The organism is Frondihabitans sp. PAMC 28766, from assembly GCF_001577365.1.
In the GTDB taxonomy this organism is placed as follows: domain Bacteria; phylum Actinomycetota; class Actinomycetes; order Actinomycetales; family Microbacteriaceae; genus Frondihabitans.
Genome location: NZ_CP014513.1, coordinates 2,585,113 through 2,609,672 on the forward strand (window position 1 = coordinate 2,585,113; position 24,560 = coordinate 2,609,672).

The 24,560-nt window shown below is 70.6% G+C and carries 24 protein-coding genes; 18 read left to right on the forward strand and 6 right to left on the reverse strand.

The features are described from left to right. The first annotated feature begins 234 nt into the window (after positions 1-234). Entirely contained in the window at positions 235-495 is a 261-nt protein-coding gene (locus AX769_RS12450) for a hypothetical protein (RefSeq protein WP_066279763.1), read from the forward strand. Next, entirely contained in the window at positions 488-946 is a 459-nt protein-coding gene (locus AX769_RS12455) for a bifunctional 2-polyprenyl-6-hydroxyphenol methylase/3-demethylubiquinol 3-O-methyltransferase UbiG (RefSeq protein WP_082763793.1), read from the forward strand. Before AX769_RS12450 ends, AX769_RS12455 begins: the two co-directional genes overlap by 8 nt. 188 nt (positions 947-1,134) lie before the next feature. Here AX769_RS12455 and AX769_RS12460 read toward each other — a convergent pair whose 3' ends face one another. Genes AX769_RS12460 through AX769_RS12470 form a run of 3 tightly spaced genes read right to left on the reverse strand, consistent with a single transcriptional unit; the run spans position 1,135 to position 2,916 of the window. Beyond that, positions 1,135-1,545: a hypothetical protein gene (locus tag AX769_RS12460; protein ID WP_157887610.1), complete on the reverse strand. Its 411-nt coding sequence runs from the start codon at positions 1,543-1,545 to the stop codon at positions 1,135-1,137. A 6-nt stretch (positions 1,546-1,551) separates the two neighbouring features. After that, a complete protein-coding gene (locus AX769_RS12465) occupies positions 1,552-2,373 on the reverse strand; it encodes an ornithine carbamoyltransferase (RefSeq protein WP_066279771.1) in 822 nt (273 codons plus the stop codon). Between the two features lie 9 nt (positions 2,374-2,382). Next, a complete protein-coding gene (locus tag AX769_RS12470; protein ID WP_066279772.1) occupies positions 2,383-2,916 on the reverse strand; it encodes a GNAT family N-acetyltransferase in 534 nt (177 codons plus the stop codon). Positions 2,917-3,053: 137 nt separating this feature from the next. Between AX769_RS12470 and AX769_RS12475 the strand changes: the two genes are divergently transcribed. From AX769_RS12475 to AX769_RS12550, 16 genes are all read left to right on the forward strand, one after another. Beyond that, positions 3,054-3,866 carry an alpha/beta fold hydrolase gene (locus AX769_RS12475; RefSeq protein ID WP_066279775.1) on the forward strand — a complete coding sequence of 271 codons (813 nt, stop codon included), beginning with the start codon at positions 3,054-3,056 and terminating at the stop codon, positions 3,864-3,866. Positions 3,867-4,031: 165 nt separating this feature from the next. Further along, positions 4,032-4,676 (forward strand): HAD family hydrolase, encoded by a 645-nt coding sequence (locus AX769_RS12480; RefSeq protein WP_066279777.1) that lies wholly within the window; start codon positions 4,032-4,034, stop codon positions 4,674-4,676. 57 nt (positions 4,677-4,733) lie between these two features. Continuing rightward, on the forward strand, positions 4,734-5,522 hold the full coding sequence (locus AX769_RS12485) for a methyltransferase domain-containing protein (RefSeq protein ID WP_066279778.1): 789 nt from the start codon (positions 4,734-4,736) through the stop codon (positions 5,520-5,522). 34 nt (positions 5,523-5,556) lie between these two features. Continuing rightward, on the forward strand, positions 5,557-7,347 hold the full coding sequence (locus AX769_RS12490) for a LuxR C-terminal-related transcriptional regulator (protein ID WP_066279783.1): 1,791 nt from the start codon (positions 5,557-5,559) through the stop codon (positions 7,345-7,347). A 100-nt stretch (positions 7,348-7,447) separates the two neighbouring features. Next, positions 7,448-8,308 (forward strand): class II fructose-bisphosphate aldolase, encoded by an 861-nt coding sequence (locus AX769_RS12495; RefSeq protein WP_066279787.1) that lies wholly within the window; start codon positions 7,448-7,450, stop codon positions 8,306-8,308. Between the two features lie 3 nt (positions 8,309-8,311). Then, a complete protein-coding gene (locus tag AX769_RS12500) occupies positions 8,312-9,121 on the forward strand; it encodes an HAD-IA family hydrolase (RefSeq protein ID WP_066279792.1) in 810 nt (269 codons plus the stop codon). Next, a complete protein-coding gene (gene dhaL, locus AX769_RS12505) occupies positions 9,118-9,753 on the forward strand; it encodes a dihydroxyacetone kinase subunit DhaL (protein ID WP_066279794.1) in 636 nt (211 codons plus the stop codon). The genes AX769_RS12500 and dhaL overlap by 4 nt, the downstream gene beginning before the upstream one ends. An 81-nt stretch (positions 9,754-9,834) precedes the next feature. Then, positions 9,835-10,830 carry a dihydroxyacetone kinase subunit DhaK gene (dhaK, locus tag AX769_RS12510; RefSeq protein WP_066279798.1) on the forward strand — a complete coding sequence of 332 codons (996 nt, stop codon included), beginning with the start codon at positions 9,835-9,837 and terminating at the stop codon, positions 10,828-10,830. A gap of 34 nt (positions 10,831-10,864) precedes the next feature. Then, on the forward strand, positions 10,865-11,842 hold the full coding sequence (locus tag AX769_RS12515) for an aldo/keto reductase (RefSeq protein WP_066279801.1): 978 nt from the start codon (positions 10,865-10,867) through the stop codon (positions 11,840-11,842). A gap of 84 nt (positions 11,843-11,926) precedes the next feature. Continuing rightward, positions 11,927-13,252 (forward strand): NAD(P)/FAD-dependent oxidoreductase, encoded by a 1,326-nt coding sequence (locus tag AX769_RS12520; RefSeq protein WP_066279803.1) that lies wholly within the window; start codon positions 11,927-11,929, stop codon positions 13,250-13,252. 865 nt (positions 13,253-14,117) lie between these two features. Then, positions 14,118-15,674, forward strand: coding sequence for a sugar transferase (locus AX769_RS12525; RefSeq protein WP_239451778.1), 1,557 nt, complete (start codon positions 14,118-14,120; stop codon positions 15,672-15,674). Next, entirely contained in the window at positions 15,674-16,852 is a 1,179-nt protein-coding gene (locus AX769_RS12530) for a glycosyltransferase family 4 protein (RefSeq protein WP_066279806.1), read from the forward strand. The genes AX769_RS12525 and AX769_RS12530 overlap by 1 nt, the downstream gene beginning before the upstream one ends. Continuing rightward, complete coding sequence (locus AX769_RS12535; protein ID WP_066279808.1) at positions 16,849-17,616, forward strand: CDP-alcohol phosphatidyltransferase family protein; 768 nt, start codon at positions 16,849-16,851, stop codon at positions 17,614-17,616. Before AX769_RS12530 ends, AX769_RS12535 begins: the two co-directional genes overlap by 4 nt. Next, on the forward strand, positions 17,613-18,725 hold the full coding sequence (locus tag AX769_RS12540; RefSeq protein ID WP_066279810.1) for a hypothetical protein: 1,113 nt from the start codon (positions 17,613-17,615) through the stop codon (positions 18,723-18,725). Before AX769_RS12535 ends, AX769_RS12540 begins: the two co-directional genes overlap by 4 nt. A 2-nt stretch (positions 18,726-18,727) precedes the next feature. After that, positions 18,728-19,177, forward strand: a complete 450-nt coding sequence (locus AX769_RS12545; RefSeq protein ID WP_066279814.1) for an adenylyltransferase/cytidyltransferase family protein — start codon at positions 18,728-18,730, stop codon at positions 19,175-19,177. Between the two features lie 114 nt (positions 19,178-19,291). Beyond that, positions 19,292-19,780, forward strand: a complete 489-nt coding sequence (locus tag AX769_RS12550; protein ID WP_066279816.1) for a hypothetical protein — start codon at positions 19,292-19,294, stop codon at positions 19,778-19,780. 298 nt (positions 19,781-20,078) lie between these two features. Here the strand turns inward: AX769_RS12550 and AX769_RS12555 are convergent, their stop codons facing one another. The 3 genes from AX769_RS12555 to AX769_RS12565 form a co-directional block, all read right to left on the reverse strand. Beyond that, positions 20,079-21,857 carry a DEAD/DEAH box helicase gene (locus AX769_RS12555; protein ID WP_066283632.1) on the reverse strand — a complete coding sequence of 593 codons (1,779 nt, stop codon included), beginning with the start codon at positions 21,855-21,857 and terminating at the stop codon, positions 20,079-20,081. A 98-nt stretch (positions 21,858-21,955) separates the two neighbouring features. After that, entirely contained in the window at positions 21,956-23,290 is a 1,335-nt protein-coding gene (gene dinB / locus AX769_RS12560) for a DNA polymerase IV (RefSeq protein WP_082763795.1), read from the reverse strand. Positions 23,291-23,372: 82 nt separating this feature from the next. Next, positions 23,373-24,560, reverse strand: coding sequence for an acyl-CoA dehydrogenase family protein (locus tag AX769_RS12565; RefSeq protein WP_066279821.1), 1,188 nt, complete (start codon positions 24,558-24,560; stop codon positions 23,373-23,375).

Genomic DNA, 24,560 nt, shown 5'->3' on the forward strand with positions numbered 1-24,560 from the left:
GCCGCTCGGTCTTCCTCGACGTCCCCTTCAGCGAGACGGCGCAGCGCATGGCCGCCCGAGACGGCTCGAACCCCGACCCGGAGCACCCGTCGATGCGGCGCTACATCGAGGGCAGAATCTCTACTTCGCCAGCTGCCGGCTCTGGGAGCGCGCCGACCTCGTCATCGACAACACCGACCCGGATCACCCCCGCGGGGCCTGGACGCGGTAGGAGAGCCGTGCAAGGCTCGGCGGGTGGACTCGCTGAACGAACTGTCGCCGATGCGACCGGTGCACGCCGACGACGTCGTGCCCGAGTCGCGCTGGGCGGCGTCGCCGAGCAAGGCGGTGTTCGGTCTGGCCGTGTACATCGCTGTCGGGGCCGTCGTTCTCCTTGCCGAGGACGTGTACCGGATCCCGATGGCCACGGTGATCCTGGTCGGCGGTCTCATCCTGCTCGGTCTCGTCGTCGTGTCCATCCCGTTCGGAATTCGCCGACGCCGACGCCGTGGCTGACGACGCGTTACCCCCTCCCGCCGACGTGCGTGACGAGACTCTCGCGACCTACGAGGCGCACGCCGATCGCTACGCCGAGCGGACTTCGGGCGGCCGCTCCACGCTGGTGGCCGAGCTGGTCGACCTGACGGCGGCAGGATCGCGGGTGCTCGAGCTGGGCAGCGGCCCCGGTCGCGACGCGGCCGATCTCGAGCGGGCCGGGCTGGTAGTCGACCGCACCGACGGGGCGGCGGCGTTCGTCGAGCGTTTCCGGCGGAAAGGCTTCGAGGCGCGCCTCCTGAACTTCTACGACACGGCCTTCTACGATGCCGACTTCAGCGAGCCGTACGACGCGGTCTTCGCCAACGCCGTGCTGCTGCATGTCGATCGCGATCGGCTCGCCGGTGTTCCGCGTAGCGCGCCAGGCCACGCGTGTCGGCGGCGTTCTCGCGGCGTCGTTCAAGAAAGGTGACGGCGACGAATGGTCGACCCGCAAACTCGATTCGCCGAGGCACTTCACCTACTGGCACGAAAATGAGCTGCGGGGCGTGCTCGAGCAGTCGGGCTGGGAGACGCTCAGCGCGGTCGAGTCGACCACGGGAGGGTCGGCCGAGCGGTGGATCACGGTGACCGCCCGGCATCCTGCCCCCTGATCTCTTCTCAGACGTCGAGGGCGTCGCGTGCGCCGGGCTTCGGGGCGAGCGAGACTCGGGCCCGCAGGGCGCGACCGCGCTGCACGAGGGCGTAGCTGGCCGGGTGCACGACGAGTCGAGCGGCGCCCAGCAGGTGGTCTTCGACGTCGGACATCACCTCGCTGAGGGCCGGCGTGTGCGGCTCGACGAAGCGGAAGGACGAGCGTCCGACAGGGGCACCGGCCGCGTCGAAGAGAGTCATGTCGATGCCGTCGGCGAGCGGCTCGTCGTCGCGGCTGAAGACGGCGAGCACGCCTGCGGCGCGTCGGCGGTCGCGGCCGCGGAGGTCGGAGATGTCTGGAAGGTCGGCGGCGTCGCCGGGTGGCGCGGCGTCGCCGGCCGGCACGCTGCCGACAGGCCGTTCGGGTGAAGCGGGCACGGCGGGCTACCCGAGCCCGAGCGCGTACGCCATGACGGCCTGCTGCACCGGCAGCAGCGACGCCTTGAAGCCGTAGCCGACGAACGCCGGCCCCGCCACGGCCTCCGCGCTGACTTCGCGCCCGCGCGCGAACGGCGGCACCGGCGCGAGCTTCACAGCTGCAGGCGCCAGGGCCAGCAGCTCGGCGGTGATCGTGAACGGCGCCATCGCCTCAGCATGCGCACCGGGGCCATCCGTCAGGATCACGTCGGCGTCGCGAACCGCCGACCGCACGTCACCGCTCCAGCGGCAGCCTGGCATGGCCAACTCATCGGGACAGCACTGCACCAGGTCGAGATCGAAGGCCCGGGCCGCCTCCGCCCAGGCGCGCGACAGGTTGCCGTCGGGGCCGACGAAGACGAATCGGAGGCCGCGGATCTCGTGATCCTGCCCCAGCGTGTACAGGTCGGAGAGCACCTCGCACGGGTGGTTCTCGTCGGTCATCGCGTTGATCACCGGCAGCACACCGGACTCGGCCAGCCCGTCGAGCACGCGGATGGCGGGGTGCCGCACCACGAGCACGTCGACCCAGGGTGCGAGGTACCCGGCGACATCGCCGAGCGCCTCCGGCTTGTCGAGGGTGTCGGCCGGCAAGACGATCGGCTGGAGCCCCATCAGCTCGGCCCCGCGTTCGAACGAGACGCGGGTGCGGAGGCTCGTCGGCGGGAAGAACATCGCCGCGCACCCGTTCGTCGTCGGGCCCGCGCCGCGCGCATAGGCGTCGGCGAGGGCGACGACCGCTTCGAGGCCGGCCGGGGCCCAGTCGTCGAGCCGGATCAGGTGGCGCATCCGCCCACGCTAGTCGCGTGCGACGAAACGCCACGTGAGCAGGTCGCCGTCGTCGGCATCCCAGCTCGTGCCGGTCTGCGTGAAGCCGACCTTCGCGAGGACGCGGGCGCTCGCGAGATTGTCGACCGCAGTCTCGGCCGTCACCGCGGCGACACCGGGCAGGGTGAGCACGAACGCCGTGAGCGCGCCGACCGCCTCGGTGGCGAGGCCCCGGCCCCAGATCTCGCGGTTGAAGCCGTAGCCGATCTCCTGTTCGCCGACGTCGTTCGGGGCGCCCTTCGTGCCGAGCTGACCGATAGCGACCTTCGTCTCGAGCAGGATGGCCGTGAAGTGACCCGCTGCCTCGTCGAGGTCGTCGTCGAGGCGGTCTAGTTGACCGCGGAACATGCCGAGCGCGTCGCCCGGCCAGCTCGGCGGGAACTCGACGGTGGCGGGGCCGTCCGAGAGCTGGTACTCCAGCTCGAAGCGGTCGCTCTCGAGCCGCCGCGTCATGGCGGCGCGGGTCAGCGGGAGGAGGTTCAGGCGCGGAGTCTGCAGGATCATCGCGGCCGACGCTAGCAGGGCGACGCGGGTCCGGCCGGTCGGGGTCGAACCACGCGATCCCCTTAGCGCCACCGGATGCCGTGGCTCGATCGGGATCGCATGGTGCGAAGCCGGCGGCCTTCGGTAGGTTCGAGCGCATGGACGTCGATCACAACGGAGCACACCTCTGGGCCGAGACCTCGGGGCCGGAGGGCGCGCCTGGCGTGGTGCTGATCCACTCGGGCATCGCGACTGCGCGCATGTGGGATCCCCTCCTGCCCGAGCTGGCCGCCGCACGCCGCGTCGTCCGGTACGACGCCCGGCAGTTCGGCCGCACCACGGCGGGCGACGCCTCGTTCTCGGACGTCGACGACCTGCTGGCGGTGATGGACGCCGCCGGCGTCGAGCGTGCGACGCTCGTCGGTGCGTCCCGCGGCGGCGGGATCGCCCTCGACGCAGCGCTCGCCCACCCCGCACGAGTGTCGGGCCTCGTGACGATCGGCTCGAGCCCCAGCGGTTTTCCCGAGCCCGAGCTCACCGCCCGCGAGCAGGCGGCGTCCGATCGCCTGGACGAGCTCGAAGCGCAGGGCGAGCACCTCGCCGTCAACCGCCTCGAGGCCGAGCTCTGGGCCGCGGGCACCACCCGCGAGCTGAGCGACCTCGATCCCGTCTTTCTCGAGAGGGCGTACGCGCTCAACCTCGAGAACCTCCCGCACGCCTCCGCTGCGGGCACCCGCGTGCCTGCGGCCCCGCTCGCCTTCGGCCGCACCGGCGAGATCACCGTTCCCGCTCTGGTGACGATCGGCGAGCACGACCTCTCGCCCCTGCATCCTGCGGCCGACGACCTCGTCTCGACGATGCCGGACGCGACGCTCATCCGCTTCGCCGACAGCGCCCACTCCCCCAGCATCGAGCACCCGGCCCGCTTCGCCGCCGTCCTCATGCCCTGGCTCGCCGCCCACTCCCTCTAGCTGCCCGCCCCCCTCCAGCGCCGAGGCACCTCCGGTCAGACAGAAACAGGGCTCCCCTCGCGCAGATCGCGTCGGATCGGAGGTGCCTCGGCGCGCAGCGCGACGGCTGGGCGCGTTCGCCTGGCGGAGCAGCGCCGCAATGCGGTCGTATGAGACGGTGGTGTCATGCTGGCGCTGCTCGATCTCGACGAGACTCTCGTCGATCGGCGGGGTGCTTTCGACGAGTGGGCGGCAGCGTTGGTCGCAGAACACGAGCTCGGTGTCGGGAGCTCTGCTGCGCTCGGCGATCTCGACACCCGCTTTCCGCGGCGCGACGTGTTCTTCGAGAAGGTGGCAGAGCGCTGGAATCTGGGTATGCCCGGCACCGCCCTCTGGGACGACTACCGCCGCGCGATGCCGGCCCTGACGAGGCCGTTCGCCGGGGTGCCGGCCGCCCTCCAACGCCTGCGGCTCGAGGGCTGGCGCCTGTTCGTCGTCTCGAACGGAAAGACGGACAACCAGACGGGCAAACTGCACCGAGCGGGTCTCGCGCCGCTGCTCGACGGTTGGTTCATCTCCGAGCGCGTCGGCCACCGCAAGCCGACACCGGAGTTCTACGAGCGGGTCTTCGCCGAGATGGGTGGGCGCCCCGCCGAACCGGTGTGGCTGGTCGGCGACAACCCGGTCGACGACATCGAGGGCGGCCGGCTGCAGGGCTTCAGCACGGTCTGGGTGAGCCACGGGCGGCCATGGACGGGCGAGCTGGCGCCGCCCAGCGCGGTACGAGAGAGCACGGTCGCAGCGCTTCGCCACCTGGCCGCGCAGCGCTGACCGGCCCGGAGCCGCACGCCGAGGCGCGAGGCGAGCGCGCAGAGGTACAGTGCCGCCATGAGCGACACCGCCTTCGAGACGACGCGACCGGACGACTACATGCTGCGGGTCGCGGCCTCCGACGTGGGCCGCGGTTTCAAGGCGGCGGCGCTCGAGGAGCTGCGGCTGAGGCCGGGGCTGCGGGTGCTCGACCTGGGCTGCGGGCCGGGCGCCGACCTGCCGGAGTTCGCCGCGGCGGTGGGGCCCGAGGGCCGAGTCGTCGGCATCGACCGTGACGCCGAGGCTCTCGCGACGGCTGCGGCGCGGACGGCCGAGCTCGCGCAGGTCGAGCTCCATCACGGCGACATCCACGCCCTACCGCTCGGCGGCCGCAGCGTCGACCGGATCCACACCGACCGCGTCCTGCAGCACGTCGAAAGCCTCCTCGACGTCCTCACCGAGGCGCGACGGGTCATCGCCGACGATGGCCGCGCGGTCTTCGTCGAGCCCGACTGGGACACCCTCGTCATCGACTCCGCCGACTCCGACACCTTCCACGACTACCGGAGGTTCGTCACCGAGCGCGTGGTGCGCAACTCGTTCGTCGGGCGGCAGCTGCCGGGCGTCGCCGAGAGCACCGGCTGGCACGTCGAAACCGTCCGACCGATCACCGCGGTGTACCGCGGCCTGCGCGAGGCCGACGCCGTCCTCGGCTTCCACCGGGTGGCCATGCGCGCCGTCGAGTACGGCTACCTGTCCGGCCCTCAGGCGCACGCCTGGCTGCACGGTCTCGGCACGCGCCCGTTCTTCGCGTCGGTCACCCTGTTCATCCTGGTCGCGACCCCGGCACCTGGAGGCGCACAATAGCGGGGCATCCCCTCGACGAAGAGACAGGACCGCGATGACGCTCACACCCGACGCACCCGGCACCGACACCACGCGCTCCGAAGAGCTCGCCATCCTTTCCAGCCTCGCCGCCGATCTCGCCGGCCAGTTCCGGCTCGAGCCGCTGCTGACCCGCATCCTGACCAACGCCGTTCAGCTGCTGGGGTGCGACTCCGGCTCGCTCTGCACCATCGACGAGCTCGCGCACACGTACCGCAAAGAGGTCGACCTCGGTGTCGGATGCCACGCGGGCAGCGTCTTCCCCCTCGACGAGGGCGTCACCGGCGCGGTGGTGCGGGCTGGCGGCACGGTGGTCTTCGACGACTACTCGGCCGTGCCGGGCGGGCACGTCGACGCCACCGACGACCGGTACCGGATGCCCGTGATCGGCGTGCCGATCCGCCTCGACGCCCACGTGATCGGCGCCTGCATCGTCTTCGCCGACCGCGAGGAGCGCCGCTTCACCCGGGCCGACGCCGAGCTGCTCGAGCTGTTCGCCACGCACGCGTCGGTGGCCATCGCCAACTCGCGCCTGCACACCCTTCTGGGCGAGAGGAGGCAGGCCATCGCGGTGGCGGCCGAGCGTGAGCGAACCGTACGCGACGTGCACGACAGCGTCGCCCGCACGATGGCCGAGGTCGTGGTGCACCTCGACGCCGCGGCACGGAAAGCCGAGCAGGGCGACGACACTCACGACGACATCGTCAAAGCGCGCGAAGCCGTCCGCCAGTCCCTCGCCGAGACCGAGCGGAGCGCCGACCGCCTCGGCCCCGACACCCCCGACGTCATCTCTCTCGAAGAGGCCGTCGGCCACGAGCTCGACTGGGTCGCCACGACCGCCGGGGTCCGCACGCAGCTCGTCGTGGTGGGCGAGCGTCGCCCGGTGCAGCGGGAGGTGTCGCGCGAGGTGCTGCGCATCGTGCAGGAGGCGCTGACCAACGTCGTCGCTCACGCTCGCGCGACTTCGGTCCGGCTGGGTCTCGTGCACTCCCCCGACGGCGTCGGCGTGATCGTCGAAGACGACGGCGTGGGCTTCGACGCCACGAGCCGCGTCACCGGCTGGGGTCTGAGCGGCCTCTCGGCTCGGGCCCGCCAGATCGGCGGCACGGTGCAGATCGACTCGACACCCGAGTGGGGCACCAGGATCCGGGTCGACCTGCCCCGCCTCCCCGCGCGCGCCGCCGACGATGCGACGACCCCTCGCCTCCGGGTCGTCGTCCTCCACGAGCACGCCCTGGTTCGCGCGGGCGTGGTGAGGCTCCTGGGTCGCGCCGAGCCGGGCCTGCGCGTCGTGGCCGAGTTCTCCGACGCGGCCATCGCGCTCGAGGGGATCGCCGTCGTCCGGCCCGATGTGGTCGTGGCCGACCTCGACCTCCCGGGAGTGTCGGCGCCCGAGCTGATGCACCGGCTCGCCGCCCTCGATCCTGAGGCCCGCGTCGTGTTCTTGGTCTCGTCGCGCGACGACGCCCGGATCAGCGAGGCGGCGCTCGCCGGGGCCCGCGGATTCGTCGAGCGCGGGGCCGACGCCGTGTCGCTCGGCCGCGCCGTGATGGCGGCCGCCGACGGTGACGCCGTGCTGTCGGGCGACCTCATCTCGCGGCTGGGCGCACCGGCCGAGGATCGCGACGCCCTGACCGCCCGAGAACGCCAGGTGCGCGATCTCGTGGCGCGGGGTCTGCCCGACAAGCTGATCGCGATCGAGCTCGGAATCTCGCCGAAGACCGTCGAGAAGCACGTCGGCACGATCCTCCGCAAGACGGGTGCGCACAACCGCACCGAGCTGGCGGCGCTCGCCGGAGGGCACTGACGACAGGCGCCCGGGGCACGCCGCCCCTACGTGTTCTCCCCCGCCCCCGGTAGGGGTTTCCCTCCTGGCCCGCGCGCCCCGGCCGCGCCAGACTCGACGCATGCCAGTCGTGTCGCTGAAAGAGATCGTCGATCGGGCCTTCGCCGACCGCTACGGGGTCCCGGCGATCAACATCGTCAACGACCTCACCCTTCAGGCCGTGCTGACCGCCGCCGGCCGTGCCAAGTCGCCCGTGATCGTCCAGACCTCGGTCAAGACCGTCCGGTCGATGGGGGCCAAGGTGCTCTTCTCGATGTGGACGAGCATGACCGACGAGATCGAGGTGCCCGTGAGCCTGCACCTCGACCACTGCCCCTATCGCGACGTCATCACCGAGTGCCTCGACCTCGGCTGGAACTCGGTGCTCTTCGACGCCAGCGAGATGCCCGTCGACGAGAACCAGCGGCAGACCGTCGAGGTCGTCGCCGAGGCCCGTCGGCATGGAGCCCACGTCGAAGGCGAGATCGAGGCGATCACCGGCGTGGAGGACGGCGTCGGCAGCGACACCGAGGCGAAACGGCAATCGCTCGACCGCTCGCTCGAATTCATCGAGGCGACGGGAATCGACGTGTTCGCCCCCTCGATCGGCAACGCCCACGGCGCCTACGAGTCCGAGCCGCAGCTCGACTTCGACCGGGTCAGCGACCTCGTCTCGGCGCACCCCATACCGATCGCCCTGCACGGCGGCAGCGGCATGACCGATTCGCAGTTCCGCGACCTCATCGCCCGCGGTTGCGCCAAGGTCAACATCTCGACCTCGATGAAGATGACCTACATGCAGTCGTCCCTCGCACATCTGAAGACCGCCGAAGAAAGCGGCAAGTGGGACCCGCCCACGCTCTTCAACGCCGTCACGACCGACGTCGAGGCTCTCGTCACGGGCCTCACCGACACCTTCGGCTCGGCCGGCAAGGCCTGGTGACCGATGCCCGCTCTGATCTTCGACTGCGACGGCGTGCTCGCTGACACCGAGCGCTGTGGCCACCTCGTCGCGTTCAACCGCACGTTCGACGAGTTCGGGCTGCCCGTGCACTGGAGCGACGCCGACTACGCCGAGAAGGTGCTGATCGGCGGCGGCAAAGAGCGCCTCGCGAGCCTGCTCACCCCCTCGTTCGTCGAGGAGGCCGGTCTCCCGAGCGACCCCGCGGGGCAGCAGGATGCCATCGCCTCCTGGCACCGCCGCAAGACCGCGATCTACACCGAGCTCATCGCACAGGGGTCGGTGCCGCCCCGCCCGGGCATCCACCGCCTCGTCGCCGAGGCCGACGCCCGGGGCCTGGTACTCGCCGTCGCCTCCACCTCGGCCGAGGCGTCGGTCCGCGCCGTTCTCGTGCACGCGGTCGGCGACGCGTTGGCAGAGCGGTTCCAGGTCTTCGCCGGCGACATCGTGCCGAACAAGAAGCCGGCGCCCGACATCTACCTCGCGGCGCTCGCCGCTCTCGGCATCGGCCCGGACGACGCGGTGGTCGTCGAGGACAGCGCGAACGGGCTGCGCGCGGCGCTCGCCGCCGGTCTCCGCACCATCGTCACCGTCTCGGGCTACACCCGCGACGAGGACTTCACCGGGGCGTCCCTCGTCGTCTCGAGTCTCGGCGATCCTGACGGCCCGACCGCCGAGATCCTCGGTGCGGTCGTGGGCGTCGTGCCCGACGTCGCCGTGACCGTCGACGACGTCCTCGCGATCCTGCGCGCCCCCACCCCCTCCCCCACTCTGCTCGAAGAGGAGCCCCGATGACCGACCCGCTCGACCTCACCGACTACGTCGTCCGCACCGTCTCGGAGGGTGCGGTCGAGAACGAGAAGTACTTCGGCGAACTCGATGCCGTCGTCGGCGACGGCGACTTCGGCTTCTCGCTCGCCCGCGGCTTCGAGTTCGTGCTGGCCGAGTGGGACACCATCGACCGCGCCGACGCCGGCACCTTCCTCAGCCGCGTCGCCGTGATGATCACCGGTCACATCGGCGGCACCTCGGGGCCGATCTGGGGCACGGGTTTCCTCCGCGCCGGCGCCCGGCTGAAGGGGCTCGATGCGGTCACCGGCCAGGACGTCGCCGACGCCCTGCGCGCAGCGGTCGAGGGCATCAAGAAGCGCGGCCAGGCCGACCTCGGCGACAAGACCCTGCTCGACGCCCTCGTGCCGGCGATCGACGCCCTCGAGAAGAGCGCGGCCGCCGGCGATGCCGCGGCCGAGTCGGCTCGCGTCTTCGCGACCGCCGCCCGCGAGGCCGCCGACGCGACCAGCTCGCTCGAGGCGAAGCGCGGTCGTGCCAGCTACTCGGGCGAGCGCTCCATCGGCTCACCGGATGCCGGGGCCGTCGGCCTCGCCGTCCTCGCCGAGCGCGTGGCCGACCACTGGCCGAGCAGCTGACGCCCCCCCCGCAGCTCCGCGGCCCCCGAAGCTTTCCGACAGAACGTCACCCGAAGCACTCACAACGATGTGGAGACAGCAATGAAGAAGTTCGTGAACGACCCCAAGACCTACGTGGCCGACATGCTCGAGGGTCTCGCTCTGGCGAACCCCGACACCCTCACGTACGTGCCCGAGTACAACCTGATCCATCGCGCCGATTCGCCGAGCGACGACCGCGTCACGATCATCCAGGGCTCCGGCTCGGGGCACGAGCCCGCCCACGTCATGACCGTCGGGCCCGGGATGCTCTCGGCCGCCTGCCCCGGCGACGTCTTCGCCGCCCCGCCGCTCGACTACATCACCGAGACGGTCAAGCGCCTCGCGTCGCCGAAGGGCGTCCTCCTGCTCGTCAACAACTACACCGGCGATCGGATGGCGTTCGAGATGGCCGAGGAGGTCGCCGAGGCCGACGGCGTGAACGTCAAGACGCTCTTCATCGACGACGACGTCTCGGTCAAGGACAGCACGTACACGGTCGGCCGCCGCGGAGTGGCCGGCAACTTCTTCGTGATGAAGGCGGTCGGGGCTGCGGCCGAGAACGGCGTCGACCTCGACGAGCTCGTCCGCATCGGCGAGAAGGTCAACTCCGTGACGCGCACGATGGGCGTGGCGCTCACGGCCTGCACGCCGCCGTCGAAGGGCGAGCCGCTCTTCGAGCTCGGCGACGACGAGATCGAGATCGGCGTCGGCATCCACGGCGAGCCCGGGCGTCGGCGCGCGAAGATGATGTCGGCCGACGACATCGTCGACGAGGTGCTCTCCGCGATCCTGCCGGATCTGCCCTTCGAATCGGGCGACCGCGTCGCCGTCATGGTCAACGGGCTCGGCGGCACTCCGATCTCCGAGCTCTACCTGCTGTACGGGATCGTGCACAAGAAGCTCGTCGCCGCGGGTCTCACGGTCGGTCGCAACTACGTCGGCGAGTACTGCACGTCGCTCGACATGGCCGGCATGTCGGTGACGCTCGTGCGACTCGACGACGAGATCGAGGGGTTGCTCGCAGCTCACGCCGAGGTCGGCGCGCGGATCTTCTGAGGCGAGCCGGTGTCATCTGAGTAGGGTCGGACCCATGGACTACGTGCGACTTGGAAACTCCGGCCTCGAGATCTCCGCCGTCACCCTCGGCATGATGAGCTACGGCGACGCCGCCCGCGGCGGCCACCCGTGGGCGCTGCCCGAAGACGAGGCCCGCCCCCTCATCAAGAAGGCGCTCGAGGGCGGGATCACCACGTTCGACACCGCCAACGTCTACAGCGCAGGCTCCAGCGAGGAGTTCACCGGCCGCGCCCTGAACGACTTCGCCCAGCGCGACGAGGTCGTCATCGCCACCAAGCTCAACGGCCGGATGCGCCCGGGCCCGAACGGCGCCGGTCTCTCGCGGCTCGCCGTCATGACCGAGGTCGACAACAGCCTGCGCCGTCTCGGCACCGACTACATCGACCTCTACCAGATCCATCGCTTCGACCCGAGCACGCCGGTCGAGGAGACGATGGAGGCCCTCCACGACGTCGTGAAGTCAGGCAAGGTGCGCTACATCGGCGCCTCGTCGATGTGGGCCTGGCAGTTCGCCCAGATGCAATACACCGCCGACCTCGGCGGCTGGAGCCGTTTCATCTCGATGCAGGACCAGTACAACCTGATCCAGCGCGAGGAGGAGCGCGAGATGCTGCCGTTCTGCCTCGACCAGGGCGTCGGCGTCCTGCCGTGGTCGCCTCTGGCCCGCGGCAAGCTCACCCGCGATTGGGACGACACCACGAACCGCTCCGAGACCGACGCGTTCGGCAAGACCCTCTACCGGCAGCAGGAGGACGGGGACCGCAGGATCGCCGAGGCGGTCGCGACCGTCGCCGATGCCCGAGGTGTCTCGCGGGCGCAGGTCGCGCTGGCCTGGGTGCGCCAGCAGGACGCGGTCTCCTCCCCCATCGTCGGGGCCACCAAACAGCTCCACCTGGACGACGCCATCGCCTCGGTCGACCTCGTGCTGACCGGCGAGGAGATCGACGCTCTGGAGGCGCCGTACGTGCCGCACGAGCCCATCGGATTCTAGTCGACGACACGTGTTGCCCGCCCTGAGGGATGATTTCGCCCGTTCGGTGAAAAGCAGGCCCGCGGCGGGAGTAGCGTCGTTGTCATGACAACACGAATCGTTATTCTGGGTGGTGGTTCGGCGGGCCTCCAGACGGCGCTCGCTCTGCAGAAGAAGCGGCCTCCGCAGAGTGCCAGCATCACGGTGATCGACCCGAGCCCGTACATGACCTACCAGCCCTTCCTTCCGGAGGTCGTCGGCGGTCACATCGACCCGAAAGACGTGACGGTTCCGCTGCGCAAGACGCTGCGCCGCTCGAAGTTCGTGCAGGGCGCCATGACCGGCATCGACACCGACGCCAAGAAGGTCACGGTCGACCTGGCCGACGGCAAGACGACCGAGGTCGGCTACGACCACCTCGTCGTCGCCATGGGTGCCGTCACCCGCACCTTCCCGACCCCCGGGCTCGCCGAGAACGGCGTCGGCTTCAAGAGCGTCGAAGAGGCCACCTACGTGCGCAACAAGGTGCTCGAGAACATCGAGAAGGCGTCGAACACCCTCGACCCGGCCGAGCGCGCCAAGCTTCTGACCGTGCTCTTCGTGGGCGGCGGCTACACCGGCGTCGAGGCGATGGGCGAGCTGCTCGACACCGCCAACGCCGCCGTCGACCAGTACCCCGTGCTGTCCCGCCACGAGCTCCGATTCGTGCTCGTCGAGGCCCTCGACCGCGTCGCCCCCGAGGTCGGCCCCGAGCTGTCCAAGTGGACGCTCGGCGCTCTCCGCGCCCGCGGCATCGACATCCGCCTGAAGACCACGATGCCGTCGTGCGAGAACTCCGACTGCGTGCTGAGCGACGGCGAGACGGTCCCCGCGGGGATCATCGTCTGGACGGCCGGCGTGAAGCCCAACCCCGTGCTCGACAAGACGAGCCTCCCCCGTGGCCCGAAGGGCCACGTCAACGCGAACGCGAAGCTCGAGGTCGTCACCGACGACGGCAAGCGCGTCGACGGCGTGTGGGCCCTCGGCGACAACGCCCAGGTGCCCGACCTCACCGCCGCCAAGCAGCCGGCCTACTACCCGCCGAACGCTCAGAACGCCGTCCGCCAGGCCGTGACGGTCGCCGAGAACATCCTCGCCTCGATGGCCGGTGAGCCGCTCGCCGAGTACCGTCACGAGTCGGTCGGGACCGTGGCCAGCTACGGCATCGGCAAGGGCGCCGCGCTCATTCAGGGCGTGCACCTCAAGAACCTCTTCGCGTGGCTGGCACACCGCGGGTACCACCTGCTCGCGATGCCCACCTACACGCGCAAGTGGCGCATCCTGACCGGTTGGGTCACGAACTTCGTGGCCGGGCGCGACGAGACGACCATCGAGCACCTGAACGACCCGCGCGCGACCTTCGTCGAGGCCGCCGGCGGCGTCAAGGCCTAGCCTTCGCCGAACCTCCCAACGAGCCCTCGCCACCCGTGGCGAGGGCTCGTTGCAGTTCGCGGCCGTTAATTCCGGCGCCACCGGGCGTTCACACCGGGTGGGTGACCGATATCACCCGTCTAACCCGTTCGGGGTCGTCGGGGGACAAGAAAAGCGGTCATTGCGGGGGACACCCGTCCGGGGGGTGCGGATCCAGTAATCGACAGGTGTTGTTTTGTAGGACGAGTGCCACCGACGCCGATTCGAGTCGATCCCCGCAGGCATGGGCGACGCGCCGGGGGTTCGATCGAACGGATTCGTCAGGATCCCGCGGAGGAACTGCCCGAGGCTCGTCCCCCGGTCACCGCGCAACGTTCGATCACCCGTTCGGGGTGATTATCACCCTCCGTGAATCCCCTATGCGGGGGCCACGGGGTCCCCCGAAATGGGGTCATGTGCCCTCCGCGTCGGGCGGGCTACCTTCGCTTCATACCCGCTAGAACTGGGGTAGCAAAACCGGTCGGATCAGCACCACCCAACCGCCGTCGTTCCCGAAAATCGACGGTCGGCGCGGATCCTGCCAGGAAGAACGCGCACCCGACACACAGCGCACCACCCGAAGAACACCTCCCGAACGTCGGCTCGCTCCCAGGCCGCGTGAAAGCCGTACCCGACGGCCGATCGCCGGATCAGGAATCGCAGCCGTCACCCGGGCGAACGACGGCACCCGAACCGCCGTCGTGCGCTCGACACCCGGCTCCGGCCCACTCCCGAAAGTGGACCGGGGCGAAAGCACCGCCTACCCGAACCCGAGATCCATGCTTACCCTGCACATTCCGCGTACGTTCCCGCGTGCCCGCTGCCGCCCCGAATCGGCAGTGGAATCATGAGCGGCATCAGCCGTGACGCCGGCGAGAGCCGGCTGACCTGGGCTGCTCCGACGCGCAAAGCGAACCCGGCATGGGCGGATCTCGGGGATCGGGTGGGCGGCGCCGACCAGGGCTCGTCCTGGGCCATCCGCTACCGTCGTCGCCTGCTGGCGTCCGACGCCGGCATCATCGCCGTGAGCGTCGTCGTCGCGAGCCTCGTCGAAGCCTTCCGAGGCGGCATCGACCGGACGGCGTCCGACATCGCCGCCGCGCACCCGGAGTCGCTCCTCGAGACCATCGGCTACCCCATCGGGATCGGCCTGCTCTGGGCGCTCTGCCTCTCCTTCCACCGCACCCGCGACCTGTCCGTCGTCGGCACGGGCGCCGCGGAGTACAAGCGCGTGCTGAACGCCACGATCCTCACCTTCGTGCTCATTGCGCTGGTGATCTCGATCACCGGCCACGAGAGCATGCGCGCCTACTTCTTCGTCGCCCTGCCCGGTGGCGCCCTCGCCCTCATCGGCTCGCGCTACGGCCTGCGACGCTGGCTCATGCACCAGCGCAGCATCGGCAACTACCTGTCGCGGGCCATCGTCGTCGGCAGCCGCGCCGACGTCCGCTACGTCATCGACCGGATCGACGAGAAGCCGGGCGCCCTCTATGACGTGGTCGGCGCCGTCGTCGACGACGGGGACACCTCCGGCATCGCCATCGGCTCACGGGTGGTCCCCATCGTCGCCGGCCTCGACGACGTGTCGAGAGCCGTCTGGAAGATGTCCGTCGAGAGCGTCATCGTCGCCGGCGACCCGCGGCACGGCACCGACTACGTCCGCGACCTCGGCTGGAGCCTCGAAGGCCGCGCCACCGAGCTCGTCATCGCGTCGCGAATGGCCAACGTCGCCGGCCCCCGCATCCACTTCCGCCCGGTGGAGGGGCTGCCCCTCATGCATGTCGAGCTGCCGCAGTTCGACGGGCCCAAGCACGTGATGAAGCGGGCGACCGATGTGGCCCTGTCGGGTCTCGGCATCCTGCTGACCCTGCCGTTGATGGCGGTGATCGCGATCCTCGTGAAATCCGGCGACGGCGGCCCCGTCCTCTTCCGCCAGACGCGAGTCGGCCGGGACGGAGAGCGCTTCACGATGCTGAAGTTCCGCACCATGGTCGTCGACGCCGAAGAGCGCCTCGCCGAGTTGAGCGCGCAGTCCGAGGGAGCAGGCCTCCTGTTCAAGATGAAGCAGGACCCGCGCGTCACCGGCGTCGGCCGGGTGCTTCGCAAGTACTCGCTCGACGAGCTGCCGCAGCTGTTCAACATCTTCGGAGGCACCATGAGCATCGTCGGACCGCGCCCGCCGCTGCCGACCGAGGTCGAGGGCTACGCCGACCACGTGCACCGCCGCCTCTACATCAAGCCCGGGCTCACCGGCATGTGGCAGGTCAACGGCCGCAGCGACCTCAGCTGGGAGGAGAGCGTGAGGCTCGACCTCTATTACGTCGAGAACTGGTCGATGACGGTCGACCTCGTGCTCATGTGGCGAACCGTCAAAGTGATCCTGCGGCCGGAGGGGGCCTACTGATGACCGATGTCAACCGACACGGCATGCGCCGGGGGCGCGTCCTGGTCGTGCACTCGTCCGACGAGATGTACGGCTCCGATCGGATCGTGCTCGAGGTCGTCGCCGAGCTCGTCGAATCCGACCAGCTCGACGTGACCGTGTGGCTGCCCTCCGACGTGGCACCGGGCCCGCTCGGCCACCTGCTGCGCGAGCTCGGGGCGAGGGTCGAGCGCCAGCCGCTGCCGATCCTGCGCCGCATGAAGCTCACGCCGGGCGGCTTCCTCCGCCTCGGGCGCGACGCCGCTCGCACCTTCGCGCGCCTCCGCGGGCGCCACTTCGATCTCGTCTACTGCGCCACCAGTGCCTGTCTGCCCATCGCCCCCGTCGCCCGCCTCGCGGGTGTGCGCCGGGTCGTCGGGCACCTCCAAGAACCATGGGGAACGAGGGACCGGGTAGGTCTTCGTCCCCTGGCACGCGCGTGCACGGCCCTCGTGGCCGTCTCGCGCTCGGTCCTCGGCGCGTCGGGTCTCGCCGAGGACGCGCGGGCGGTGGTGGTGCACAACGGTGTGCCCCATCGCTCGCGTGATCTTCCCGAGGCCCCGCCGACCCATCAGCGACCCCACTACGTCGTGGCCAGCCGGTGGAACCCCCACAAGGGCCACGCCACGCTGCTGAAGGCGTGGGAGAAGGCCGGATGCCCGGGTGAGCTCGTGATCCTGGGCGCAGTCCCCGCCGTCGGCCTCGGCGTCGACGTGGAGGCGCTCGTCGCCGCGCACGTCTCCGACCCCTCGACCGTCGTGGTCGTCGGCGAGGTCGACGACACGACTCCCTACCTCCAGGCCGCCGACGCGGTGATCCTGCCCACCGACACCCTCGAAGGCTTCGGGCTCGTCACAGTCGAGGCTTTCAGCGAAGGACGCGCTGTGATAGCCAGCCGCTCAGGAGGCCCCGAAGAGGTCATCGCCGACGGGCGCACGGGCTGGCTGTTCGATCGTCAGGACGTCGACGGCCTCGCCACGCTGCTGACGACCCTCGACATCGGTTCGCTGGCCGCGGCCGGCGCGCGCGCCCGCGAGACGTATCTCGCCGAATACACGCCCGAGCACATGCGTCGTCGCATCAGCGCCGTCGTCGATCGCGAGCTGCACTGGCGAGACGCACAGACCGTAGGAGCCGACGAACTGGCGGTGGCATCATGACCTCACTCCGCGAGAAGGAGAGCTACACGGAGTCGCTCCAGCGCCTCTCTTCCGCCCAGAAGGGCTCGAGCGGGGCTCCGGCCTACTCGCGGTTCGTCAACCGCCGCATCGGGCGGTACTTCGCAGCCGCGGCGTATCAGCTCGGTATGACGCCGAACCAGGTCACCGCCGTGAGCGCGCTGTTCACATTCGCCGGCATCGCCGTGATCGCGTTCGTGCACACGTCGATCTGGTCGGCGATCGCGGTGATGCTGCTGCTCGTGATCGGCTACGCGCTCGACTCCGCAGACGGCCAGCTCGCCCGCCTCCGCGGCGGCGGCAGCGCGGCCGGCGAGTGGCTCGACCACGTGATCGACGCGACCAAGATCGGCGTCCTGCACCTGGCCGTCTTCGGCAACTGGCTGCGCGAGCCGAAGGGCCACTACGGGCTGGAGGGTTTCGCCCTCGCCTACGAGAGCGTCGCGTTCATCGCGTTCTTCGCGATCGTGCTGACCGATCAGCTTCGCCGCGCGCAGCACGTCCGCACCGGCATCCCGACCCGGGGCAGCCGTCGCACGTCGACGCTCTACTCGCTGGCCGTCGTGCCGACCGACTACGGCCTCATGTGCCTGTCTTTCGTCCTGCTGGCCTGGCCTCTCGGCTTCACCGTCGTCTACATCGCGTTCTTCGTCGCCAACACTCTCTACCTGGCGATGGCGCTGCCCAAGTGGTTCCGCGAGCTCAAGGGGCTCGGCGAACTGCCCGATCGAGAGGCCTCGGCGTGAAAACCCGCCTGCCCCTCGTCGACGTGCTCGCCCAGCTGCGTCGCCGCTGGTCGGTCGTCGTCGGCGGTGGCCTGCTCGGCCTGGTCGTCGGCTTCGGCGTGACCGCGCCGCAGCCCGTCATGGTCGTCGTGGCGATCGCGGTCGTCGCCGGCCTCGCCGTCGGCTTCGCCGCGGCGTTCGGGATCGTGCGCCTGCACCCCCGCGTCACGACCGTGGAGGACGTCCGACGCGTCACCGGTCTCCCTGTGGTCGGCCAGCTGCCCTCGTCGGCGATCGACTCCGATTCCGTCGCCGACCGGCCCGTGTCGCGCCGCATGCGCACGTCGCTTCGCGAGGCGGTCATGAACACTCGGGCCCTCGCCGGCGGGCGCCTGCCCCAACGCCTGGTCCTGGCGCGCACCAACGGCGTGTCGGAGGCGGCAGGAGCCGACGGCGGCATGGCTCGCGCCCTCGCCGAGAGCGGTCACGCGGCCGCCCTCCTCGACACCGACCTCGAGAGCACCATGCTCGTCCGCCCGTCGACGCTCGAGACCTCCCACTTCGACGGGTCGCCGCTCGAGAGGTCTCCCCTCGACGAGGCCGCCCGCACGGATGCTGCCGGCTACGAGCTCGTCCCCGTACCGGATCGCGTCGCCTCCTCGCGCCCCCAGGATCGCCTGATCCGGGTCGAGGCCCTGTTCGCCTCTCTCGGTGAACGCTACGACGTGACGGTGGCGCAGGCCGCCAGCGATTCGGGCCCGCTGCCCCTTCGCACGCTCGCCCCCGTTGCCGACGCCGTCCTCCTCGTGGTGCGGTCGAACCGCACGACGGTGGAGTCGCTGCTCGCCCTCTACGGCGAGCTGCTGAGTATCGGAGTCGAGCCCCTCGGCATCCTGCTGACCGGGGTGGCCGCCCGCCATCGCGTGCTGCTGCGGTCGACGTGGGCGCCCGGAGACTTCCGGTCGATCGTCTCTCCGGCGGCGCCCGTGTCCACCCCGGCAGCGATGTCGGCTCCGCCCCCGGTGTCGGTCGAGCTCGACGAGGCGCTGCCGACGCCGAAGACCGCCGGCTTCTCGATCGCCGACCTGGTCGGTCGAATTGCCAGCCCGACAGCCCAGCGAGAGGCCTGATCATGACGAACCCCCGCCGCGTCGGTTACGCAGCCGGCGCCTACGACCTCTTCCACATCGGTCACCTGAACCTGCTCCGGCACGCGAAGAGCCAGTGCGACTGGCTCATCGCCGGCGTCGTCGCCGACGAGATGCTCGAACTCAACAAGGGCGTGTCGCCCATGGTGCCGCTGGCCGAGCGGCTCGAGATCGTCAGTCACATCGACTTCGTCGACGAGGCCTACGCCGAGCACCTCCCCGACAAGATGAGCGTCTGGGAAGAGCTGCACTTCGACGTCTTCTTCAAGGGCGACGACTGGCGCGGCACCGAGAAGGGCCTGCGCCTCGAGCGCGAGTTCGCCGAGGTCGGGGTCGAGGTCGTGTACTTCCCCTACACGATGTCGACGTCGTCGACGATCCTGCGGCGCGCCGTCTCGGCGCTCGACTCGGAAGACGAGATCGCGTCGCGTTGACCCAGCGGAACTGATCCGGCTCCGTTGTCCACATTCGGCCCTTTCGAGGGCAGGATGCGACGAGGCCTGTGGACAACTCGCGTCACGCTCCAGTCGGTGGCTCACCATCGACGCATGACATCGACCATCACCGACGCACCCTTCCACCAGCCCCTTCACGACCTGATCGACTCGCACGCTCCTCTGCCGTCGAAGGCCGACCTCGACGGCCGTGTGCGGCAGCTCATCCCGTGCGCCGTGCAGAGCCAGCTCTGGCTGCTGATGTTCGACGGCGACGACGTGCAGATGCCGGTCATGATGCCGATCGGCGAACTGCTGCTCGAGGGCGACGCCGCTCTCGTCGACCTTCTCCTGGCTCTGAGGCGCGAGTTCGGGCCCGAGTCGTTCGTCTTCATGCTCGAGCGGGTCGGCCCCCGCTCGCTCGGCGACGACGACCGTGCGGGCCTCGCCCGGCTGCTGACCGCCGGTGACGGCTGCGGCCTCCTGGTGCGTGCGGCGTACCTCTGCCACGACGACGGAGTGTCGGGCTACGACTCCGGCGACCTCGACGAGCTCTCGCGGCGGCGCCACCAGGCGGTCTCGGCGAGCTCCTTCGACATGTAGACGCCGAGGTCGCGGCGCTCCGCCTCGACGAGTGACCAGCTCGACAGCTTGTAGCCGCGCGAGAACCGCTCGACGAACGCCTCGGGGGCTCGTCGCCCTCCGGCCGCACCAGCCAGGCGCCGGGCCGCGTCTCGTCGAGCATCCTCCGATTCTACGGGCGACATCTGTCGGGGGCTCCGGCCGGCCGGGCAGGCAGGTCGGTTGCATGAGTCCGTTTTCACGCAAATCGTCGCAACCAGTCGCGGCCTGTTGCACGCAGACGGACTCACACCTCGCGCCGCCCGTCCCGCCGGCGCGGCTAGCGACCGCGGCCGAGGCGCGAGCGCAGCACGTCGATGCGCTTCTGGATCTGCTCGGTGGAGGCCTGCGCCACGGACGGGCCGCCCGAGATGCGCCTCAGCTCGGCGTGGATCACGGCGTGGGGTTCGTTCGAGTTGGCCGACCAGATCGAGACGAGGCGACTCAGCTCCTGCCGCTGTTCTTTGATCGTCATGTAGAGCGGGCGCGCCGGCTCGGCGGCCTGCGCGGGCAGGCCGGTCTTCGGCTGACGCTTGCTGCGGCCGGCCTGCGTGGCCTGGCGCTGGCGCAGCAGTTCGCGCACCTGGTCGGGCTCGAGGAGGCCCGGGAGCCCCAAGAAGTCGAGCTCTTCGAGGCTGCCGACCTCGCTCGCGGTGCCGAACTCTCCGCCGTCGTAGAGCACCCGGTCGAAGTTCGCCTGCGCGTCGAGGGCTTCGAACGGCTGCTGCTCGAGCAGGCTCGACGCTTTCTCGTCGCGGTTGGCCTCGGCGACCAGGGCGTCTTCTTCGGGCGTGAAGATGCCGTCGTCGGCCGTGGTCGGGCGATCGAGAGCGTGGTCGCGCTCGAGCTCGAGCTGCCCGGCGAGGGCCATCAGGCTCGGCACGCTCGGAAGGAAGATCGACGCCGTCTCGCCGCGGCGGCGGGCGCGGACGAAGCGGCCGACGGCCTGCGCGAAGAAGAGCGGGGTCGACGCCGACGTCGCGTAGACGCCGACGGCGAGGCGCGGCACGTCGACGCCCTCCGACACCATCCGCACCGCGACCATCCACCGCGACTCCCCCGCCGAGAAGGCGGCGATGCGGTCGCTGGAGGCCTTCTCGTCAGAGAGCACGACGGTCGGCCGTTCGCCGGTCAGTTTCGTCAGGATCGCCGCGTACGCGCGAGCCGCGATCGTGTCGGTCGCGATCACCAGCCCGCCGGCATCGGAGACGCCGCGCCGCACCTCGGTGAGGCGCTTGTCGGCTGCCGAGAGCACGGAGGCGATCCAGTCGCCCTGGGGCGACAGGGCCGTGCGCCAGGCCTGGGCGGTGATGTCTTTGGTGACCTGCTCGCCGAGGGTGGCGCTCATCTCGTCGCCCATGCGGGTGCGCCAGCGCATCTGCCCGGCGTAGGCCATGAACAGCACCGGGCGCACGACGCCGTCGGCGAGGGCGCGGCCGTAGCCGTACGAGTAGTCGGACTGCGAGGTGCGGATGCCGTGCTCGTCGGGGGCGTACTGCACGAACGGGATCGGCGCGGTGTCGGAGCGGAACGGGGTACCCGTCAGCGACAGGCGCCGGGTGGCCCCGCCGAACGCCTCGCGGATGCCGTCGCCCCAGGTGAGGGCGTCGCCGCCGTGGTGCACCTCGTCGAGGATGACGAGGGTGCGGCCCGACTCGGTGATCGCTTTGTGCACCTCGGGCTTCATGCCGACCTGCGCGTAGGTGATCGCGATGCCGTGGTAGTGGCGGCCGTAGCTGACGTCGGCGTTCTTGAACATCGGGTCGAGCCGGAGGTTGACGCGGTCGGCGGCGTCGGCCCACTGCCGTTTGAGGTGCTCGGTGGGGGCGACGACGACAATGCGGTCGACCTCGCCGCGAGAGAGCAGCTCGGTGGCGAGGCGCAGCGCGAAGGTGGTCTTACCGGCGCCGGGGGTGGCCGCCGCGAGGAAGTCGCGCGGTAGCGTCAGGAAGTATTTCTCGAGGGCCTCCGCCTGCCAGGCCCGCAGCTTGCCGGCGGTGCCCCACGCGGCCCGCTCGGGGAAGGCGGGCGAGAGGTGCTCGGCCGCGGTCGTTCCGATCGGCTCAGCGCCGGTGACCGCCTCGAAAGGCTCGGAGCGTGCACCGGTGGCGCCGATCTCGGGGTCGAATGCGTTGGCGGTAGTCACTGACAACGATTTTACTCGGACCCGAGTGCAGGCTCCGACCGCGAGGCGCGCGGGCCGAGCTCAGACCGCGGGCCGAGCTCAGACCGCGGGACGGTCTCCGACCCGCGCTTCGGTGCCCGCGGCAGCGACGACGACTCGAGCAGGCTGGCCGCCGTGACGCTGCCCGGCCCGAATCGGGCCCGCAGGGCGTCCATGGTCGTCTCGGCCTCGCGCCAGTCGGCGTCGTCGTCCCACAGGCCGACCGCGCCAAGCGAGTCGCCTGCGAACGTCAGCTGCTCCACGCGCACGCCGACCAGACGGATCGGCGTCCGCGTGTGGCCCGACGCCTCGTAGACGCCGCGCACCTCTTCGAAGATGCGCCGCCCCAGGTCGGTCGGCTCGGCCAGCGTCTTCGAGCGCGTGATCGTCTGGAAGTCGCCGAACCGCAGCTTGAGCACCACGGTGCGCCCCGTGGCGCCGGCCTTCCGAAGCCGCCGCGCGACCTGGTCGCTGAGCCGGAAGAGCTCTCGGCGGATACGTTCGGCATCGGCGACGTCGCTCTCGAACGTGACCTCGTGGCCGACGCTCTTCTCGTCGGCAGGTGTCTGCACGACGCGCGCGTCCCGACCCCAGGCGAGATCGAGGATCTTCGCGCCGCCGGCCGGCCCGATCGCCCGCTGCAGAGTGTCGAGAGGGGTGTGCGCCACATCGCCGACCGTGTTCAGGCCGTAGCCCCGCAGCACTTCTTCGGTGCGCCCGCCGACGCCCCACAGGGCGCTGATGGGCCGAGGATGCAAGAACGCCACGGTCTCGTCGCGGGGCACGATCAGCAGACCGTCGGGTTTCGCGACGCTCGACGCGAGCTTGGCCACGAACTTCGTCGCCGCGGCCCCGACGCTGCAGCGGAGGCCCGTCTCCGCGTGTACACGCTTGCGCAGGGCCGTCGCGATCTCGAACGTCGTGCCGAGCAGTCGGCGCGAGCCGCTGACGTCGAGGAAGGCCTCGTCGATGCCGAGCCGTTCGACGTTCGGCGTGATGTCGTCGAACATCGACATCACGATCGACGAGAAGTGCTTGTAGCGCTCGAAGTGCGGCTCGAGCACGATCGCCTGCGGGCACCGCCGCAGGGCGACCGCCATCGGCATGGCCGAGTTGACGCCGAACTTGCGCGCCTCGTAGGTGGCCGCGGTGACGACCGAGCGCTGCGAGCGGTGCCCGACCACGACAGGCAGGCCGCGCAGCTCGGGGTGCTCGAGCAGTTCGACGGAGGCGAAGAACGCGTCCATGTCGACGTGGAGGATGCTCGCCGTCGTGTCGTCCGTGGGCGTGGTGGTGACCTGGCGCCCACTGCCGTCCTGCTTGCTCACCGAGCCCCTCTCCTCGCCGTCGACGTCGCTTCGTGAGAGGCAATCCTCACACGAGCCACCGACATCGAGGTGCTCGCCGCGGTCAGTCGGCGGGCCCCAGCAGCCGCTGCGCCACGGTCGCGTGCACCGAGTCGCTCGACGACGGGTGGAACCGCCCGGCGAGCACGTCTCGGTACAGCCGCCCGAGCTCAGTGTCCGACCGGTACGAGCCGCCGCCTGCGACGGTCACGGCGCGGTCGACGACGCTCTGCGCGATCGAGGTGCTGCGGAGTTTCAGGGCGACCAGTCTCGGGAACCAGTCCCCTCCGTGGTCGACGAGGGCGTCGAGATCCTGCGCCACGCGGTCGATCTGCGGCTCGAGGCCGTCGACGTCGACCCAGAGGTCGGCCATGCGCCAGCGCACCACCGGGTCGGCGGCGAGCGGCTGCCCCGTCCGTCGCGACGATCGACCCGCGGCGGCGGCCACGGCGAGAGCGACGGCCCGGCGCGCGATGCCGCGGTAGACGGCGGCGATCAGCGTCTCGAACGCGGCGAAGATGCCGAAGACCAGCGGGTCGGCGCTCGGCCCGACTGGCAGCGTCCTGACGATTCGCGACGCGGGGGCGACGGCGCCCGTCAGCCGGGTCGTGTGGCTCTGCGTGCCCCGCATGCCGATCGTGTCCCAGTCGCCCAGCGACTCGTGCCCGGCGTCGTCGCGGTGCAGGAAGCCGTGCACGATGACGGGATCACCCGCCGAGTCGTCGCGGCCGAAGACGCCGAGCCGTGTCCACACCGGCGAGAGCGAGGTGAAGATCTTCGTGCCGGTGAAGGCGTACCCGCCGTCGCCCGTCGGCGAAGCCGTCGTCACCGAGTCGAAGAGCACGAGGTCGTTGCCCGGCTCGGACACGCCGAACGCGAAGACCTCGCCGCGCCCCGCGTCGTCGAGCACGAGGTCGAGGAAGCTCTCGCCGCGCGCGTGCACGATGGCCGCGGCGGCCGTCCAGACGAGGTGCATGTTGACCGCCAGCGCTGTCGCCGGCGCAGCCGTGGCCAGGCGGCTCTGCAGGGCCGCGACCTCGGCCAGGCCGAGCCCCAGGCCGCCGAACGCCACCGGGACGGCGGCACGGAGGTAGCCGAGGGCTCGCAGCTCGCCGAAGTCGTCGACGGGAAACGAGTTGGACGCGTCGTATCCTGCGGCCCTCGCCCGGAATCGCTCGAGCAGCTCGTCGTCGAGCAGCGAGGCCGGGTCGAAGGGCGTTCCAGGATCACGAGGCTGCGATGTCGTCGTCAC

What these genes read in the sequence shown, in the direction of transcription:
- AX769_RS12465 (WP_066279771.1), bottom strand. Translation starts at nt 2,373, where the DNA reads ATGCGCCACCTGATCCGGCTCGACGACTGGGCCCCGGCCGGCCTCGAA.
- AX769_RS12470 (WP_066279772.1), bottom strand. Translation starts at nt 2,916, where the DNA reads ATGATCCTGCAGACTCCGCGCCTGAACCTCCTCCCGCTGACCCGCGCC.
- AX769_RS12475 (WP_066279775.1), top strand. Translation starts at nt 3,054, where the DNA reads ATGGACGTCGATCACAACGGAGCACACCTCTGGGCCGAGACCTCGGGG.
- AX769_RS12480 (WP_066279777.1), top strand. Translation starts at nt 4,032, where the DNA reads ATGCTGGCGCTGCTCGATCTCGACGAGACTCTCGTCGATCGGCGGGGT.
- AX769_RS12485 (WP_066279778.1), top strand. Translation starts at nt 4,734, where the DNA reads ATGAGCGACACCGCCTTCGAGACGACGCGACCGGACGACTACATGCTG.
- AX769_RS12490 (WP_066279783.1), top strand. Translation starts at nt 5,557, where the DNA reads ATGACGCTCACACCCGACGCACCCGGCACCGACACCACGCGCTCCGAA.
- AX769_RS12495 (WP_066279787.1), top strand. Translation starts at nt 7,448, where the DNA reads ATGCCAGTCGTGTCGCTGAAAGAGATCGTCGATCGGGCCTTCGCCGAC.
- AX769_RS12500 (WP_066279792.1), top strand. Translation starts at nt 8,312, where the DNA reads ATGCCCGCTCTGATCTTCGACTGCGACGGCGTGCTCGCTGACACCGAG.
- dhaL (WP_066279794.1), top strand. Translation starts at nt 9,118, where the DNA reads ATGACCGACCCGCTCGACCTCACCGACTACGTCGTCCGCACCGTCTCG.
- dhaK (WP_066279798.1), top strand. Translation starts at nt 9,835, where the DNA reads ATGAAGAAGTTCGTGAACGACCCCAAGACCTACGTGGCCGACATGCTC.
- AX769_RS12515 (WP_066279801.1), top strand. Translation starts at nt 10,865, where the DNA reads ATGGACTACGTGCGACTTGGAAACTCCGGCCTCGAGATCTCCGCCGTC.
- AX769_RS12520 (WP_066279803.1), top strand. Translation starts at nt 11,927, where the DNA reads ATGACAACACGAATCGTTATTCTGGGTGGTGGTTCGGCGGGCCTCCAG.
- AX769_RS12525 (WP_239451778.1), top strand. Translation starts at nt 14,118, where the DNA reads ATGAGCGGCATCAGCCGTGACGCCGGCGAGAGCCGGCTGACCTGGGCT.
- AX769_RS12530 (WP_066279806.1), top strand. Translation starts at nt 15,674, where the DNA reads ATGACCGATGTCAACCGACACGGCATGCGCCGGGGGCGCGTCCTGGTC.
- AX769_RS12535 (WP_066279808.1), top strand. Translation starts at nt 16,849, where the DNA reads ATGACCTCACTCCGCGAGAAGGAGAGCTACACGGAGTCGCTCCAGCGC.
- AX769_RS12545 (WP_066279814.1), top strand. Translation starts at nt 18,728, where the DNA reads ATGACGAACCCCCGCCGCGTCGGTTACGCAGCCGGCGCCTACGACCTC.
- AX769_RS12550 (WP_066279816.1), top strand. Translation starts at nt 19,292, where the DNA reads ATGACATCGACCATCACCGACGCACCCTTCCACCAGCCCCTTCACGAC.